The 14,605-nt window shown below is 63.8% G+C and carries 15 protein-coding genes; 11 read left to right on the top strand and 4 right to left on the bottom strand.

Annotated elements, in window-relative coordinates; translation table 11 throughout:
• Positions 1-4 precede the first annotated feature (4 nt).
• The 3 genes from AB0H49_RS20600 (at position 5) to AB0H49_RS20590 (ending at position 2,683) form a co-directional block, all read left to right on the top strand.
• Positions 5-265, top strand: coding sequence for a ferredoxin family protein (locus AB0H49_RS20600; RefSeq protein WP_357253580.1), 261 nt, complete (start codon positions 5-7; stop codon positions 263-265).
• Positions 214-1,779, top strand: coding sequence for an FAD-dependent oxidoreductase (locus tag AB0H49_RS20595; protein ID WP_357253835.1), 1,566 nt, complete (start codon positions 214-216; stop codon positions 1,777-1,779). Before AB0H49_RS20600 ends, AB0H49_RS20595 begins: the two co-directional genes overlap by 52 nt.
• Positions 1,780-2,044: 265 nt before the next feature.
• Positions 2,045-2,683 carry a TetR family transcriptional regulator gene (locus tag AB0H49_RS20590; RefSeq protein WP_357253578.1) on the top strand — a complete coding sequence of 213 codons (639 nt, stop codon included), beginning with the start codon at positions 2,045-2,047 and terminating at the stop codon, positions 2,681-2,683.
• Positions 2,684-2,914: 231 nt separating this feature from the next.
• Here AB0H49_RS20590 and AB0H49_RS20585 read toward each other — a convergent pair whose 3' ends face one another.
• Complete coding sequence (locus AB0H49_RS20585; protein ID WP_357253576.1) at positions 2,915-4,597, bottom strand: FAD-dependent oxidoreductase; 1,683 nt, start codon at positions 4,595-4,597, stop codon at positions 2,915-2,917.
• A 40-nt stretch (positions 4,598-4,637) separates the two neighbouring features.
• Positions 4,638-5,942 (bottom strand): nickel pincer cofactor biosynthesis protein LarC, encoded by a 1,305-nt coding sequence (larC, locus tag AB0H49_RS20580; protein WP_357253574.1) that lies wholly within the window; start codon positions 5,940-5,942, stop codon positions 4,638-4,640.
• On the opposite strand from larC, the gene AB0H49_RS20575 reads away from it, so the two are divergent.
• The 8 genes from AB0H49_RS20575 (at position 5,911) to AB0H49_RS20540 (ending at position 12,793) form a co-directional block, all read left to right on the top strand.
• The gene (locus tag AB0H49_RS20575; RefSeq protein ID WP_357253572.1) at positions 5,911-6,531 is read left to right on the top strand and encodes a helix-turn-helix domain-containing protein; all 621 of its coding nucleotides are present in this window, start codon (positions 5,911-5,913) and stop codon (positions 6,529-6,531) included. The genes larC and AB0H49_RS20575 overlap by 32 nt on opposite strands.
• Positions 6,531-7,196: a 4Fe-4S dicluster domain-containing protein gene (locus AB0H49_RS20570; RefSeq protein ID WP_068062277.1), complete on the top strand. Its 666-nt coding sequence runs from the start codon at positions 6,531-6,533 to the stop codon at positions 7,194-7,196. Before AB0H49_RS20575 ends, AB0H49_RS20570 begins: the two co-directional genes overlap by 1 nt.
• Positions 7,193-8,557 carry a hypothetical protein gene (locus AB0H49_RS20565; RefSeq protein ID WP_357253570.1) on the top strand — a complete coding sequence of 455 codons (1,365 nt, stop codon included), beginning with the start codon at positions 7,193-7,195 and terminating at the stop codon, positions 8,555-8,557. Before AB0H49_RS20570 ends, AB0H49_RS20565 begins: the two co-directional genes overlap by 4 nt.
• A gap of 80 nt (positions 8,558-8,637) precedes the next feature.
• A complete protein-coding gene (locus AB0H49_RS20560; RefSeq protein ID WP_357253569.1) occupies positions 8,638-9,630 on the top strand; it encodes an LLM class flavin-dependent oxidoreductase in 993 nt (330 codons plus the stop codon).
• Positions 9,623-10,420 (top strand): hypothetical protein, encoded by a 798-nt coding sequence (locus AB0H49_RS20555; protein ID WP_357253567.1) that lies wholly within the window; start codon positions 9,623-9,625, stop codon positions 10,418-10,420. The genes AB0H49_RS20560 and AB0H49_RS20555 overlap by 8 nt, the downstream gene beginning before the upstream one ends.
• The gene (locus tag AB0H49_RS20550; protein WP_357253565.1) at positions 10,417-11,322 is read left to right on the top strand and encodes a molybdopterin-binding protein; all 906 of its coding nucleotides are present in this window, start codon (positions 10,417-10,419) and stop codon (positions 11,320-11,322) included. The genes AB0H49_RS20555 and AB0H49_RS20550 overlap by 4 nt, the downstream gene beginning before the upstream one ends.
• The gene (gene larB / locus AB0H49_RS20545; protein WP_357253563.1) at positions 11,319-11,978 is read left to right on the top strand and encodes a nickel pincer cofactor biosynthesis protein LarB; all 660 of its coding nucleotides are present in this window, start codon (positions 11,319-11,321) and stop codon (positions 11,976-11,978) included. The genes AB0H49_RS20550 and larB overlap by 4 nt, the downstream gene beginning before the upstream one ends.
• Entirely contained in the window at positions 11,975-12,793 is an 819-nt protein-coding gene (locus AB0H49_RS20540) for an adenine nucleotide alpha hydrolase (protein ID WP_357253561.1), read from the top strand. The genes larB and AB0H49_RS20540 overlap by 4 nt, the downstream gene beginning before the upstream one ends.
• Before the next feature lie 391 nt (positions 12,794-13,184).
• Here AB0H49_RS20540 and AB0H49_RS20535 read toward each other — a convergent pair whose 3' ends face one another.
• On the bottom strand, positions 13,185-13,709 hold the full coding sequence (locus tag AB0H49_RS20535; protein WP_357253559.1) for an LLM class flavin-dependent oxidoreductase: 525 nt from the start codon (positions 13,707-13,709) through the stop codon (positions 13,185-13,187).
• A complete protein-coding gene (locus tag AB0H49_RS20530) occupies positions 13,643-14,581 on the bottom strand; it encodes an alpha/beta fold hydrolase (protein ID WP_357253557.1) in 939 nt (312 codons plus the stop codon). Before AB0H49_RS20530 ends, AB0H49_RS20535 begins: the two co-directional genes overlap by 67 nt.
• Between the last annotated feature and the right edge of the window lie 24 nt (positions 14,582-14,605).

Genomic DNA, 14,605 nt, shown 5'->3' with positions numbered 1-14,605 from the left:
CACCATGGCCTACGTCATCGCCGCCCCGTGCGTGGCCGACTACTCATGCCTGGAAGTCTGCCCGGCCGATTGCATACGCCCCGGACCCGACGATCCCGAGTTCGAGACCGCCGAGCAACTCCACATCGACCCGGCCAATTGCATCGAATGCGATTCGTGCGTGAGCGCCTGCCCTGTCGGTGCGGTCTACGACGCTCCCGAACTGCCACCACAGTGGAGTCACTACGAGTCCGTGAACGCCGACTGGTTCAGGACCGACGCGTGAGCGACCGAGCACTGCGCATCGCGATCGTCGGCGCGGGTCCTGCCGGTTTCTATGCCGCCGGCCATCTCCTCGAAGGACCAGCTGGAACACTGCTGGACGGACGCCGTACCCACCTCGTCGATCGCCCGGTGGAAGTCGATGTATTCGAACGGCTTCCCACACCGTTCGGGCTCGTCCGCCACGGCGTGGCGCCCGATCATCCGGACAAGAAATCAGTCGCGGCCATGTTCGCGGACGTCGCTGCCCGCGCCGGCTTCCGATACTTCGGCAACATCGTCGTCGGTATGGACGTCAACCACGCCGAGCTCGCCGAATGGTACGACGCTGTCATCTACGCGACCGGAGCCGCTGACAACGCCCGTCTCGGTCTACCGGGCGAGGATCTCCCCGGATCATTGGCCGCAAACGAGATCGTCGGCTGGTACAACGGACATCCCGACTACGGCGACCTTGCCGTCGACATGAGCCACCACCGCGCGATCGTCATCGGCACCGGCAACGTCGCGCTCGATGTCGCCCGCATTCTGCTCACCCCCGTAGACACTCTGGCACGCACGGATATCGCCGACCAAGCCCTGAAGGCTCTGCGGGACAGCGCGATCCGCGAGGTCGTCCTGCTCGGCAGGCGCACCCAGCACGACTTGGCCTGTAACGCTCCCGAGCTCGAAGCCCTCGGGGATCTCCCCGGCACCGACCTAGTGGTCGAGAATGGCGACGAGGCATCGGGGATCGACGCCCTCGGGCCTGCTCAACGCCGCCGGATGGAAATCGTGCAGGGCTACGCTCAACGCGGCGGCCATGGGCGCGAACGCCGCCTCGTCTTCCGATTCCACACGGCACCCGTCGCGATTCGCGGTGACGACCGTGTCACCGGTTTGCGGATCAGCCACACGGACAACAGCGGAGAACCCCTCACCACGTCCGGCGTCGAAGAGATCCTCGACACGGGACTGGTCGTGCGCGCCATTGGTTATCGCGGCAGCACTCTTCCCGGGTTGCCTTTCGACACACAGCGGGGGACTATCCCGCACCTCGATGGCCGCGTAGTCGACGATTCCGTCATCGTTCCCGGTACCTATGTTGCCGGCTGGATCAAACGAGGCCCCCGCGGAATCATCGGAACCAACAAGAAGTGCGCCCGCGACACGGTGCGTGCGCTATTGGCCGATGCTGCCGCCGGAATATTGCCTACCGCAAGTACTCTCACCTCGATGGAAGTTGAATCGCGTCTACGACAACGAAATCCACGACTGGTCGACTGGGATGCATGGCTGCGCCTGGAACGCCACGAATTGGCCGCGGGCCAGCTCGCGGGACGCCCCCGCGTCAAAATCACGACCTATGCCGACCAATTGTCCGTCGCGGTCGACGCTCCACCTCGTTCACCACTGGCTTCCGATCTGAAGCCGACCGCTACGGTCGTCCCTGCACAGCGCGCGACCCCCCGCGGTCTGGTCGGCACGATCATCGACGAGTTGTGGAGTCGGGTGTCGAGGGTGGGGTCGCGTAGATGACAAACTGTTGCCAGCGTGCACGGATCGCACCGGCAGTCGCTGTCGTAGGCGACGGTGCTGCCGTGGTTGCCGAGTATTCGCCCGGCGGCCTGGACCTGGTTCATGTATCGGCTGCGCCGGCGGCGGTTCGCCTCACGGCACCGGTCGCAGCGGCAGCGCAGGTTGTTGAAGGCGTGGCCGTAATCTGGTTCAGATCTGTGCCAGATCATCTGGTACGTTTCTGTGTCAGAACGATACGGCGTGTCAAGACCGGTCAGGGAAGCGAATGCCTGAGACGAGCAAACAGCGAACCTATGCTGGTGAAACCGGCGACGAACGCGTCGGTCGGCGGCGGGCGGCACTGATCGAGGCGGCCATCGCCCTGGTCGCCGTGCAGGGCTGGAACCAGCTCAGAATCGACCGAGTCTGCGAAGCAGCCAGCTTGAACAAGCGCTACTTCTACGAGAATTTCGCCAATCTCGACGCACTCGCCGCGGCCGTGGTCGAGCAGCTCGCCGACGAAGTATTGGAGTTGGTAGTGGCGGACGATCTGTCCACCCCGACCCCGCTACTCGTACGAGGCATGGTCGAAAAATTGGTGAATCGCGCCGCTACGCACCCGGCCAGAACCCGCGTACTGTTCAGGGAGGCCGGCTCCAACGAAACCGCCGCACAAGCCCGAGCCGCCGCTGTGCAGCGGATCATCGACATACTCGTGATGGATGCCCGAACCGTGCGAGCAACAACCGACCCCACCGTCGATGTGGCCGCATCCATTCTGGTTCACGGCAGTATGAGGACCATGCTGGACTGGCTCGATGGCCGCATAGAGGCAACTGCGGACCAGTTCATCGACCAGCTCGTCACAGTCTGGCTGACGGTAACCGCCGTGACGGACGGATGCGAATTCCCAGGTGTGAAATAGCGTTCGGAGTGGCGGTGCGACGGACCGACCTCCAAGACGCCGTGAAGCGCCTATGGCCTTTGGCGTGTCACCCAGCGACTCGCCGGAGGATGAATCGATGACCGCGTTGGACGCCGGGGCGCCGACCCGACCAGTAGCGGCTGCGCTGGGGCTCTGAGGGAGAGGGCGTCGCCGACACCGGGGGCGGCGGCGCCCGTGCCCGGTTGTCCTCGGGCGACTGCGCTCGGTCCGTCACCGGGCGGCCGCGCGTAGCAGGTCGTCGGTGCGCACGATCTTGACGCGACGGCGACCGCGGCGTGCGCCAGCCGCGCGCTCGGCTCTGTCGATGTTCAGCCAGCCTAGGCTGCCGACCGGTGTGCCGCCCCGGGCGGCGATCAGTTCTTCCAGGTCATGGTGTGACATGGTGGGCATGGTCAATCGGTCGTTGGCGAAGTCTGCGAGCACCGAAGTGGCGGTCTCTTGCCCGCATCGTTTGTTCATGCCGATGCCGCCCGAGGCGCCACGCTTGATCCAGCCGGCGACGTACACGCCGGCGATCGTTTCTCCAGCGGGCTCGCTGAGGACCCGGCCCTGGTCGTTTGGCACCACCGAACGCGACGTGTCGAAGGGGAGGCAGTCGATCGGTCGACCTCGGTAGCCGATGGCGCGCATGACGAGGCCGCAGTCGACGACAGACAGATCAGCGGTCGAAGTAACCGAGCCAGAAGGGCTGCCAGTGAACTCGTTACGTACGCATGCCAGCGCGGACACTCCGTTGGCTCCACGAATCTCGGTAGGAGACAGCAAGTACCGAAAAACGACACGCTTGTTACGCGCGGTTGGCCGACGCCCAGCGACAGCGCGAGCCAGACTGATCTTGGTCATGATCGTGCTGTCGAGAGTTCGATCGTCGAATGCCGACGCGGTCGACGGATCCAATGTCAACTCGGAAGGGTCGATGACGACGTCGACGCCCGGTAGGTCAGAGAGCGCGAGGAACTCGGAGTTGGTGTAGGCCGCTTGGGCGATACCGCGGCGTCCGACGATCTGGACTTCTCGTACTCGAGACTCGGCAAGCGCCGCCAGTGCGTGGTCGGCGATATCCGTCTTCGCCAGCGCTTCGACGTCGGTGACCAGGATTCGTGCGACGTCGAGGGCAACGTTCCCGTTGCCGACCACCACAGCGGTGTGGACGGAAAGATCGAATGTGTCGTCAGCGTTGTCAGGGTGGCCGTTGTACCACGCCACGAAGTCGGTCGCCGGAATGGACCCAGCGAGATCCTCGCCGCTGATTCCGAGTCTGTTGTCGGTGGAGGCGCCTGACGAATAGATCACCGCGCCGTAGCGAGAAGTCAAGTCCGCGTGCATGACGTGCTTGCCGACTTCAACGTTGAGGAGGTAACGGAATGATGTGCTGGCCGCGATCGAGGCGAACGCCCGTTCGACACCTTTGGTCGACGGATGATCGGGCGCGACACCGGCACGGACCAGTCCGTAGGGCGTGGGCGACCGGTCGAACATATCGACTTCGACCCCGGGGTGCCGGAGCAACTCTTCGGCGGCGTAGAAGCCGGCAGGTCCGGCACCGACGATCGCGACACGCAACGTGCGTTCGGGCGATGTCTTCGCCATCGAAGGTTCCCTTGATTCGGCTGGTCCGCGGGTATCGGCGGCCGAGGGGTGATCGGTGTAGTAGGCGGCGTTGATCGCGAGATAGCGCTCGCCCTTGGCGTTGAGTTCGGTTTCGGGGAAGATCGCATCCACCGGGCACTCGTCGATGCAGGCGCCGCAATCGATACACGTGCTCGGATCGATGTAGAGCATCTCCGCCGTTGCGAAGCCGGGCTCGTCAGGCGTCGGATGGATGGCGTTGGCCGGGCATGCGGTGACACAGCCCGCATCATTACAGCACGACTGTGTGACTACGTGGACCATGGACTCTGCTCCGCTTTCGTTGGGGATAGGCTCGCGAAGTTCAGTTGGGGAGAAGGCGTTCGGCGGCCGAGAGCGCTGTCATCCAGACCGACTTGACCGAACGGCCGGTGTACTCGGCGACGCGCTCGCAGTCGCGGTGCTCCGGCTTGACGTTGACGATGTCGCCATCGAGTATCCCGATCTTCACCGCTACCGAATGTCCGTCTACCTCAACGGAATAGAACTGCCGATCGAGTGTCCAGCGGTGTTCGGATCGGCGTAGTCGTATTCCGAGGGCGGTCGAATGCCGAAACATCGCTTCGGCGACGGAGCGCTCGGCGTCCGGCGGGACGATTGCGGCGAGCGTGACACCAGGGCGGCCGTGCTTCATGACGATCGGTGTGGTCCATACGTCGGAGGCGCCCGCGGACAGGCAGGCGGCGACGACGTCGGGAACGAACTCGGGGTTGAGGTCGTCGAGGTTGGTCTCGAGTACAAGTGGTGTCGATGCCTCGTCGATTCGATTGGGAGACTCGCCGACGAGAGCCCGGACTATGTTCGGAATCGCTTCGAAATTCGCTGTGCCCGCGCCGCTTCCGACCGCAAGTAATCGCATCTCGGGGCACCTGCCGAAGGATGATGCCATCGAGGTGATCAGCGCCGCGCCGGTCGGCGTCACGGTTTCGGCGTCGATCTCGACTCCCCGAACAGGCACCTGCCGGAGCATTTCCAGGGTTGCCGGCGCCGGAAGGGGGAGCACTCCGTGTGCACCCACGGTCGTGCCGTGGCCAAGGGGCAGGGGCGAGCATGTGATCTGGTCGATTCCCAGTTCGTCCACCGCGATCGCGACGCCGCAGATGTCGGCTATGGCATCGAGGGCGCCCACCTCGTGGAAGACGACATCCTCGGGGGTGACCCCGTGCACTCTCGCCTCGGCGTGGGCGAGCCTTTCGAATGCCGCGTGGGCGAGCTGACGCGCCCGAGGCCGCATCGCCGACGAGTCGATCATCTGGCGGATGTCCGACCAATGTCGGTGTGGGTGATCATCCGCGTGGGTGTCGACGATCACCCGCGTCGACCCCGCACCGTGCCGCTCGGTCCGCTCGGTCCGCAGTGTCACTCCGCACCGCGGAAGCTGCGACGCGATCCTCTCCATATCCGCTCCGGCGCTGATGAGAGCCGCCAGCAGCATGTCGCCCGCCGCGCCGCCGACGCAGTCCAAGTACAGCCTCGTCGTCACTACCTCTCCTCGTCGTATGTCGGCCCACTGAAGAGGGCGTGGACAAATGATAATTCTTCTATTATTTTTTACAAGACCCAGTGAGGAGGCCGCGTTGATTGAAACGACCGACCTGCATGAAGGCACGTCGGCAGTGGTCGGTGTGGGCGAGCCGAAACAGCAACGTTCCCGCGAGACCCGCGGTGCCCTGTTGGATGCCTTTGTCTCATTGCTCGACGAGCGGCCTTACGCGGACATCGGGGTGGCGGAGATCGCACGTCGCGCAGGGCTGACCTCGGGTGCCTTGTATGGCCGATTCGGAGACAAACGGGGTCTGGCGCTCGCCGCTCACGAGCGATTCGCGGTCCGCTCCGCGGAGACCATGGAGGCGTGGGGCGCGCGGCCCAGGTGGCAGACGGCTCTACCCCGCGAAATCATCGGCAGCTGGACGAAGGGTGCGGTGAACTTCTGTCGTATGTACCGGCCGATGTTGTCGCTGATGATCAATGATCCCGACGTCGGTGAGCAGTACGACCAACTGATGGGAAAACCGCCGCGCATCCTGGCTCGCCTTCTGCGTGATGCCGTACCAGGCTCGCCGGGAGTGGAATTCGAGAAGGACGTCGAGTGGGCGGCTCGGGCTGCTCTCGCGGTGCTCGAGAGGTTCGATCTCGATGACGACGATTTGTTCGATCGCATCGAGCTGCTGTTGTGCCGGATGATCGGAGTCGAGTGATGTTCGAAACGTCGGCCGTGGTCGCGGTGAGCGGCGAGGCGTGCGTGGGCTGTCGGCAGTGCGTAGCCGTGTGCCCGGCGGATGCGCTGTCAATGGAAGGCCGCCAGGCAGTCGTGGACGAATCGGCGTGTGTCGGATGCTTCAAGTGCGTCGAGGCGTGTGCGCCGTTCGGCGCGATCTCGGTGGTTCGGGATCCGAATCCGAGGGTGCTGACCGTACCGGCCGAGGAGTATTCGCAGCCTGAGGTCGATGAGCTGTGTCGGCGTGCGAGGCTGTCTCCAGATGCCAAGGTGTGCGTGTGTACCGGCACTAGCGCCGCCGAGATCGCGGCCGCCGTGCTGGCAGGTGTCGAGGAGCCCGAGCAACTGACACTGGCGACCGGCGTGCGATCGAAGTGCGGAATGTGGTGTCTTACACCGACAATGCGGTTGCTCGCTGCCCACGGAGTCGAAGTCACGCGTCCCTACAACGATCGGCGACTGTATCCCGACGGATGCACCGACGTCGCGATCTGGACCATTCCCGACGATGTGGCCGACAAGTACCCGGAGTATCGGCTGCGCGAAAACCTGGCAGCGGTGGAGTCCGGACTGGCCCTCAACAGCCCGACACCATGGTTTCCCGATGTCCAACCCGGACAGGACCTCGATGGGAATCCGGCATGATCCGGCCCGCCGTGACACCGCCGCCGCTCAGCAAGTCGAAGTTCGCTTATGGGCGTAAGGCTCCCGCGATGCGCGCCGCCGAACTGCCCGAGATGTGTTCGGTGCGAGTGCAGGACCTGTTCGACGACATTCCCGATCCGATCCATCAGTACGGCGAAGACCTGACTCCGGTACGTGACGCCGCCGAGGCGGCTCTTTCCCGGATCGACATGAGCATGATCGGTCCCGGCGATTCGGTCAACATCCTGTGCTCTGAACACGGGTTCGGGATGATGGGTGGTCACGCATACGCCGAAATGATCAAGATGATCCGGGACGTCGTCATCGAGCGCACCGGAGCGACCCGGATCAGGCTGGCGGTGTCGTCCGCGGCAAGCAAGTCGGAGAAGGACGAGATCGTGCCGAAGCACGGACTCGACGATTATTTCGAAGGAAAGACGTTCGCCTTCGGGCCATACGATCGCGGCGTAGCCATCGATACCGAAATCGGTCGGCTTTACGGCATCCGCAGTGCCTATGCCGCGGATCGATTGATCCACGCTCATTACGACGACCCGCGAGAAGTGCACTTCCATCACATCAACGGGCGGCTACTCAAGTCTTTCACGATGAGCTATGCCCGGATGGAGACTCGATCGGTGTTCCATACGAACTTCCCCACGCGCAGCGCGAACATCGTGCCGCGTGCGATCTACGAATCGGCCTATATCCGTGACCGGTGGGCGTTCTCGGCAGTGCTCTCGACTTCCCCGACCGGAACCATGGGGATCGATGCGGACAACGACCTGATCGCGCTGGATCGGCGTACCGGCGCCGCGATGTTGCGTCGGTACGGAAAGATGCTGCAGCTTTTCGAGACTATCGACACATGTTTTGCCATCGCCGATGACACCCGGTGGCTGCCGTATCAGCACGCCGGCGGGCTCACCGCCTGCGCGCTGTACGAAAGCGGGCACGACCACTTGGATCTCGACTTTCCGGCTCACCGGCCCGCCGCTACGGACAAGAATCCCATCAAGGGACCGGTGAAGGCAGTCGTGATGAACTATGCGTGGAAACTCTTCGCGGCAGCCGATCTCACGGTGGCCGCGGACGGCGATGTCGGGCGAGACCTCACCCGTATCCACACCGACAAGCCGGTGATCATCGCGGACGATCTAGCCCACGCGGTGAGAATCGCGACTGAACAGACCGGCACCGACAAGGGCATCGTGTTCGACGGTTGCTACGGCTCGATCAATTTGACCCGATCCATGGGCGAACACCTGCTCGCGATGGCACCTGAGGTGTCGCGCCGAGTCGACGAAGAGTTGCTGCCCAAATGGCTTCGTCAACGCAATCTTTCGGAGAGCGATCTGTAGTGGAGGAAAGGAACGCTCGTGGCGAACAGTCGACTGGAGTCCGCGTGACGTCGGGCGGCACCCGGAGGTATCGAGCGGCGTTGACCCCGCCGTTCTGGAGCGGTGCTGGAGCGGTAGAGCGCAACATCGAGCTGATCACGTGGGCGGAATCCATTGGCTATCAAGATGTGTGGCTCGCAGACCGCGGTGGGGTCGACGCCCTGACGCTCGCTGCCGTCGTCCTGGGACGCGTTGATCGAATCCGCGTGGGCATAGCGGTCGTTCCCGCATACACGCGGACGCCGGCCGTGTTCGCCGCCACGGTCGCGACACTCGCCGACATCGCACCTGACAGGTTCGCCTTGGGGCTGGGCACCTCCTCGGAGAGGATGATCGGAGGGTGGCATGGGCTGTCACTTGACAGGCCGTTGGCGCGTATGCGTGAAACCACCATCCTGCTCCAGCAGATGCTCGCCGGGCTGAAAACCGACTTCGACGGCGCGACGCTGCGCAGTCACGGCTATCGGCAACCGGCGACCGAGAGCACGGTGCCGTTGTTGATGGCCGCGCTCGGACCGAAAATGCTCGATCTTGCCGCTGAGGTGGCTGACGGTGTGATCCTGAACCTGTTCCCGCTGTCGGTACTCGACACCATCGTCGGCCGGTTCCGTGACGCGGTAGCGCGCCATCGCCGCGGTATCGATCAGATTGAAATCGCCAGCCGATTCCAGGTCATGGTGACCGACGACGTCGCATCCGCCCGCGACGAGTTTCGCTATCAATTCGCTCCGTACTACGCGAACCCGGTGTACAACAGATTTCTGTCGTCGGCGGGTTACCCCGACGAAGCCGCGATCATCCTGGAAGCGGGACGCAGTCGTGACTGGAAGCGCGCCCGTGCGGCGCTGTCCGATGAGCTCGTCGATTCGATCGCGGTCATCGGGGATCGGCAGCACTGTGTGGAACGGGTGGAGCGATATGTCGACGCCGGGATCACGACGCCGATTCTTTACTGCCTCTCCGATGACCATGAGATCCAACGAGAAACCTTCTCTACGTTCGCGCCCGGCAACTGGAGCCGATCCTATGTCTGACCCTCGTCCGCTGCTCTTCACAAGCATCTCCGACACCATCATCCGCGCGGACGTGGTCGCGCAAGAGCCCGGGATCATCGTCGGAGTCGAAGAAGCGGCGAAGGCTACCGCCGAAGTGGGTGCGGTTGTATGCCACCGTATCGAGGAGGCGGTACGGGTCGACGCGGGTCGGACCGTGCTGTCCATCGAAGGCAACCCGCTCTCGATAGCGTTGGCGGAAGAGCGTCTCGTCGGCATCATGGCAAAACCGTCAGGCATCGCGACTGCGGCCGCGCGCTTCGTGGAACGCGCGGCAGGCTCGATACGTGTCGTCTCCGGAGCCTGGAAGAAGCTCCCATTCAGCCAGAAATCGATGATCCGGACGGCGATTGCGGCCGGAGGCATGGAGCCGAGGATCGCCGAGTGGCCGTTCGCATACTTGGACAAGAACTTCGTGTCCATGCTGGGCGGTGTAGCCGAGACGCTGTCGGCGGTCGATTCCCATCCCGAGTTGGCGAGCTATCGCCGGGTCATTCAGGTCACGACCGCGGATGAGGCGCTTGTGGCTGCCCGCGGCGGCGCACAGACCGTCTTCGTCGACACCGGCCGACTGGCCGATCTCTCCCTGATCTCGGATGCGCTGCGCTCACATGGTCTGCGTTCGGATGTCGAGCTCGCGTTCGGAGGCGGCCTCTCGATCGAAGACGTCGATGTGCTTCGCGGCATGGACGTAGATGTCATCGATGTCGGCAGGTCCGTCGTCGATGCACCGCTGCTGGATATGAAGCTCCGAGTCGAGGGGCGACCATGAGTGATCGCAAGGGAGACCTGCTTCAGAAGACCGAACTGCGGATCGAAGAGATCGGGCTCGACGGCGCGGATTTGACCGCCGTCGCCGCGGCCGTCGCAGACGTGCTGTCGCTGCCTCACCCGGAGGTACTGGTCATCGATGCACGAGACGATGTCCTGACGCTGGACCTTCTGAGCCGCGGCGTGGACCCGTATGCGATTGCAGGACAACAGGTTCCGCTATTCGCCGCGCTCGCATCGCTGCCCGGCGTCACGGTCGCCGACAATACCACCGTGTGCGCCGAGGGCATGCTCGGTTGGATAGCAGGTGACAGAGACACCGCCCTCGAGTCGCTTCGGTTGGGTGACCAGATGGCCGATGAGATCTCGCGCAAAATCGCCGGGCGCGCGATCGTGTTCTCCACCGGCCCCGAAGTGATCTCCGGCCAGATCCGGGATACCAACAAACCCTGGATTTCCGCGCGCTTGCGCGAGGCAGGTTTCACCGTCGCCGAAGGCGAGAATCTTCCTGACGACACCGACACGATCGCCGCTGCGTTGAGCAGCGCGGGATTCGACCGTGGATTCGGAGTCGTCGTAACCACTGGCGGTGTGGGAGCCGAAGGGAAAGACCACACCGTAGAAGCGCTGCTCTTGTTGGACAACGACGCCGCCACTCCGGCCCTGTTCACGGTGACAGCCGGATCTGGACGTCACCAAAAAGGGCAGGTGCGTATAGGCGTCGGAGAAGTCGGCACCGCCCTTGTCGTATGTCTTCCCGGGCCCCACCCGGAAGCGACGCTCGGCGCGACGACACTCGTCGACGCGCTATCGCGCACCCGAGACAAACGGGAGGTGGCTGCTGCCGTCGCCGCGGCACTCAGAGACCGCTTTCGGTACCAACACTCAGGAGAACACCGATGAACCCGGTCGAAGCGGCTGAGGTCAACCTGGATTTCGATCGCGCCCGACGAATCGGTTTCGGCGAGGCGGTCCTGTCGGATGCCAAATCGCTTGAACAGCTGGTCGATGTGCTCGGACGCGTAGACGCCGCAGACCGATCGATTCTGTTGACGAGATTGTCCGCGAGTCGTTTCAGCGCTCTCCCCGAGAGATTTCAGTGCCGGATGGACTACGACTCCGTCTCCCGGACGGCATTCTTCGGTTCCGCGGCGGACATCGCGGGTGACCCAGAGATCGCCGTGGTTTCCGGTGGGACATCGGACGTTTCGGTGGCTCGTGAAGCCGTCAGAACGTTGACATTTCACGGTCGTCCGGTGACCGAGGTTTATGACGTGGGAGTCGCGGGGCTGTGGCGACTACAGGAGCGCTTGCCCGACATATCCCGCCACCGGATTGTGATCGCCGTCGCGGGGATGGAGGCCGCGCTGCCGACGGTACTGGCCGGTCTCATTCCCTCGCTTGTCGTCGCTGTGCCGACATCGGTGGGGTACGGCGTATCCGGAGGTGGAGAAACGGCGCTTCGAAGCGTGCTCGCGAGTTGCGTACCAGGGGTAGTCGTCGTGAACATCGATAATGGCTATGGTGCGGCGTGTGCGGCGATGCGGGCTCTCTCATGAACGCGCGCCGCGCGATTCTCGAGCGCGCCATCCGAATGCCGAGCCGCCTGGCGATAGCGGTGAGTGGGGGAGTTGACAGTCTCACTCTTGCCGCGTTCGCACAGCGAGCACGCAGCGACGCTGTGGTGGAAGTGTTCCATGCGGTGTCACCTGCAGTGCCGCCTGAGGCGACCGATCTCGTCCGCCGGTTGGCGACTGCCGAGGGATGGGACCTCCAGGTCATCAATGCCGGAGAGTTCGACGATCCGGCATACACAAGTAATCCTCTCAATCGGTGCTTTACCTGTAAGTCCCATCTCTATGGCGCGATTGCGAGCCGAACAGATAGTGCGGTAGTGTCCGGCACCAATGTCGACGACATCGGTGAATTCAGGCCGGGTTTGATAGCTGCGGAAAAATTCGGCGTCGGGCATCCATACGTGGAAGCCGGGATCGGCAAGGCCGAGATCAGGTCCATGGCAAGGGAACTCGGGCTGGGAGACGTCGCGGACTTGCCCGCGGCACCTTGTCTGGCAAGTCGGATCGAGACCGGCATACCGATTGATCCGCAGATTTTGTTGGCTGTGAACCGAGTCGAAAGGGGCCTGCGATCGATGGTGTCTCCAAGCGCGGTCCGGTGTCGATTACGCGACCGCGGTGTGGTGATCGAACTCGACGACGACACGCTCCGAATCCTGACAGACCAGCGTCGCGAACTGATCGAGCGATGGGTCGAGCGAGAATGGCCTGAATCCGGCACCGCAGTAGTGATCGAACGGTATGTCCGGGGTAGTGCGTTCGTCGGTGTATCGCACTCTTCCGATCGCCCCGAATAAGCCGTTCAAAATATGCTTGTCAGGTATCGCGGCCGGCACGGTCTCCGGCCTGCCATGCCCGCCGCATCGGATCCCGCTGTTCGCCTCGACCCAGCCAGCGGTGGAATTCCGCGTATACCGGCACATTCAGGTAGGCCGCGATAGCCCGTCGCTCGGCCGCACGCACTGCACCGCGGTGAGACCTCGGCTGGGAACGACGAAGAGCCGCGCCACGATGTCGGCTCGCGGGTTGGCCTCGAATACGTAGGGCGTGACCCGGTGGGCGTCGGCGGGAACAGAATGCCCGGTCGCAGCGCGGCGATCATGATCTTGGGCTGTCGCTTTGGAATGCGGTCGAGCCGGAACTTGTTGATGCTGAATCTTTCACAGACCAAATCGACCTTCTCGTCGGTCAGTGCCCGGGCGTACGAACGTTGCCACATCGCGCACGCGTTGAAAGGGGGCGTGAAATCGTAGGCCGTTCCACTTCTCGACGATCACAGTCGGAGCTGGTGCCGATGCCGAGTGCCACCTCGCTGTGTGCGACGTTGGCCGAGGTCGCGGCCGACATCGTCATGAGCGCGGGGCCGCGGGTGTATGCGGGGATGATCGTGGTGTCGAGCCGCAACGAGGGATGGCTCACCGAGGCGGCGACGAGCGGGGTGAACGCGTCGGCGCCGGATGCCTCTGCCGACCACAGATCGGTGAATCCACGCGCTGCGATGTCGTCGAGCTGCCCCAGTTGCCCCGCGAGCGGCGTCGAGTCGAGTGGAATGGTCGATCCGAGTCGGCTCATGAGGCCCCTGCGTCTGGGGCAGCCGGGTGCGTGGAAGTCCGATCCGATCTCGGACAGGCGATGTGGCGCCTGAATCAGTATCTCGCGGTGCTCTGCCAGCGGCGCCGCACGAGTGTGTGCGGCATCGCGATCGGCGACCACCGGTTCTGTGATCGGAGGCTGTCGTCCAAGTCGTCAGGTGAAACGACGTGAGCTGTGCGCCAGGTCTGGCTTTCGTTCAGGTCCGATGAGCGGATGAAATCGCCGATCGCCGCGCTGGCCCCCGATCGCTGGTCGAGCAGAAGGTAGTGGCCGTGTCCCTCGAACACGAGCATGCGTGCGTTCGGCAGGCGCATGGCGAGAATCTGACTGTTGGCGAGGGGGAGCAATCGATCGTCGCTTCCCGCGACGACCAGGACGGGGTGCTCGATAGTGGTCAGCCAGGGCAGGCTTGACCAAGTCCACCCCGCGAGAAGCTGCTTGGAGTAACCGCCGAACGACGGTCGTTTGCTCAGTCGCTCTCCGGCCCATGCGCGCAATAGTTCGGCTTCGTCATTGTGGCGGCCGCCGGCAAGCAACGGGATGGTGAGCCGGTATACCCGTTTGGACCACAGTCGAAAGGGGGTGAGCGCCGTGAAGGCGCTCCCGAGCGTGCCCGGCACTCCGCCCCAACCACATGTTGTCGTGGCGAGCACTATGCGCCGGATTCGATCCGGCGCCTGGTGCGCCAATTGTTGTGCGAGCGCGCCGCCGAACGAGTGGCCGACGACGTCGACGGTGTCGTAACCGAGGGTGTCGAGCAGACGAGTGACGAACCGTGCGAGGTCCGACATCGAGTACACGTTGCGTGGTGTCGTCGATCGTCCGGCCCCGGGCGCGTCGAAGCTGATGACCTCGAGATCCGCGAGATCGCGACGCAGTGGCTCCCATAGTCCGAGGCTTCCGCCGAGCCCGTTGATCAGCAACACCGGCTGACCGGAGCCACGCACGTCCACGGCGATCCGGAGTCCGCACACGCTTACTTGCGACGTCATTTCGGTCCTGGGACAGCGCGTTCG

This window comes from Nocardia sp. NPDC050713, assembly GCF_040654315.1.
Lineage (GTDB): Bacteria > Actinomycetota > Actinomycetes > Mycobacteriales > Mycobacteriaceae > Nocardia.
Note: the sequence above shows the minus strand (reverse complement) of the source record. Positions and strands in the feature narration are given on the sequence as shown.

Bases quoted from the DNA above. Each gene is read 5' to 3' on its own strand.
- AB0H49_RS20600 (WP_357253580.1), top strand. From the start codon at position 5: ATGGCCTACGTCATCGCCGCCCCGTGCGTGGCCGACTACTCATGCCTG.
- AB0H49_RS20590 (WP_357253578.1), top strand. From the start codon at position 2,045: ATGCCTGAGACGAGCAAACAGCGAACCTATGCTGGTGAAACCGGCGAC.
- AB0H49_RS20585 (WP_357253576.1), bottom strand. From the start codon at position 4,597: ATGGTCCACGTAGTCACACAGTCGTGCTGTAATGATGCGGGCTGTGTC.
- AB0H49_RS20570 (WP_068062277.1), top strand. From the start codon at position 6,531: ATGTTCGAAACGTCGGCCGTGGTCGCGGTGAGCGGCGAGGCGTGCGTG.
- AB0H49_RS20565 (WP_357253570.1), top strand. From the start codon at position 7,193: ATGATCCGGCCCGCCGTGACACCGCCGCCGCTCAGCAAGTCGAAGTTC.
- AB0H49_RS20555 (WP_357253567.1), top strand. From the start codon at position 9,623: ATGTCTGACCCTCGTCCGCTGCTCTTCACAAGCATCTCCGACACCATC.
- AB0H49_RS20550 (WP_357253565.1), top strand. From the start codon at position 10,417: ATGAGTGATCGCAAGGGAGACCTGCTTCAGAAGACCGAACTGCGGATC.
- larB (WP_357253563.1), top strand. From the start codon at position 11,319: ATGAACCCGGTCGAAGCGGCTGAGGTCAACCTGGATTTCGATCGCGCC.
- AB0H49_RS20540 (WP_357253561.1), top strand. From the start codon at position 11,975: ATGAACGCGCGCCGCGCGATTCTCGAGCGCGCCATCCGAATGCCGAGC.
- AB0H49_RS20530 (WP_357253557.1), bottom strand. From the start codon at position 14,581: ATGACGTCGCAAGTAAGCGTGTGCGGACTCCGGATCGCCGTGGACGTG.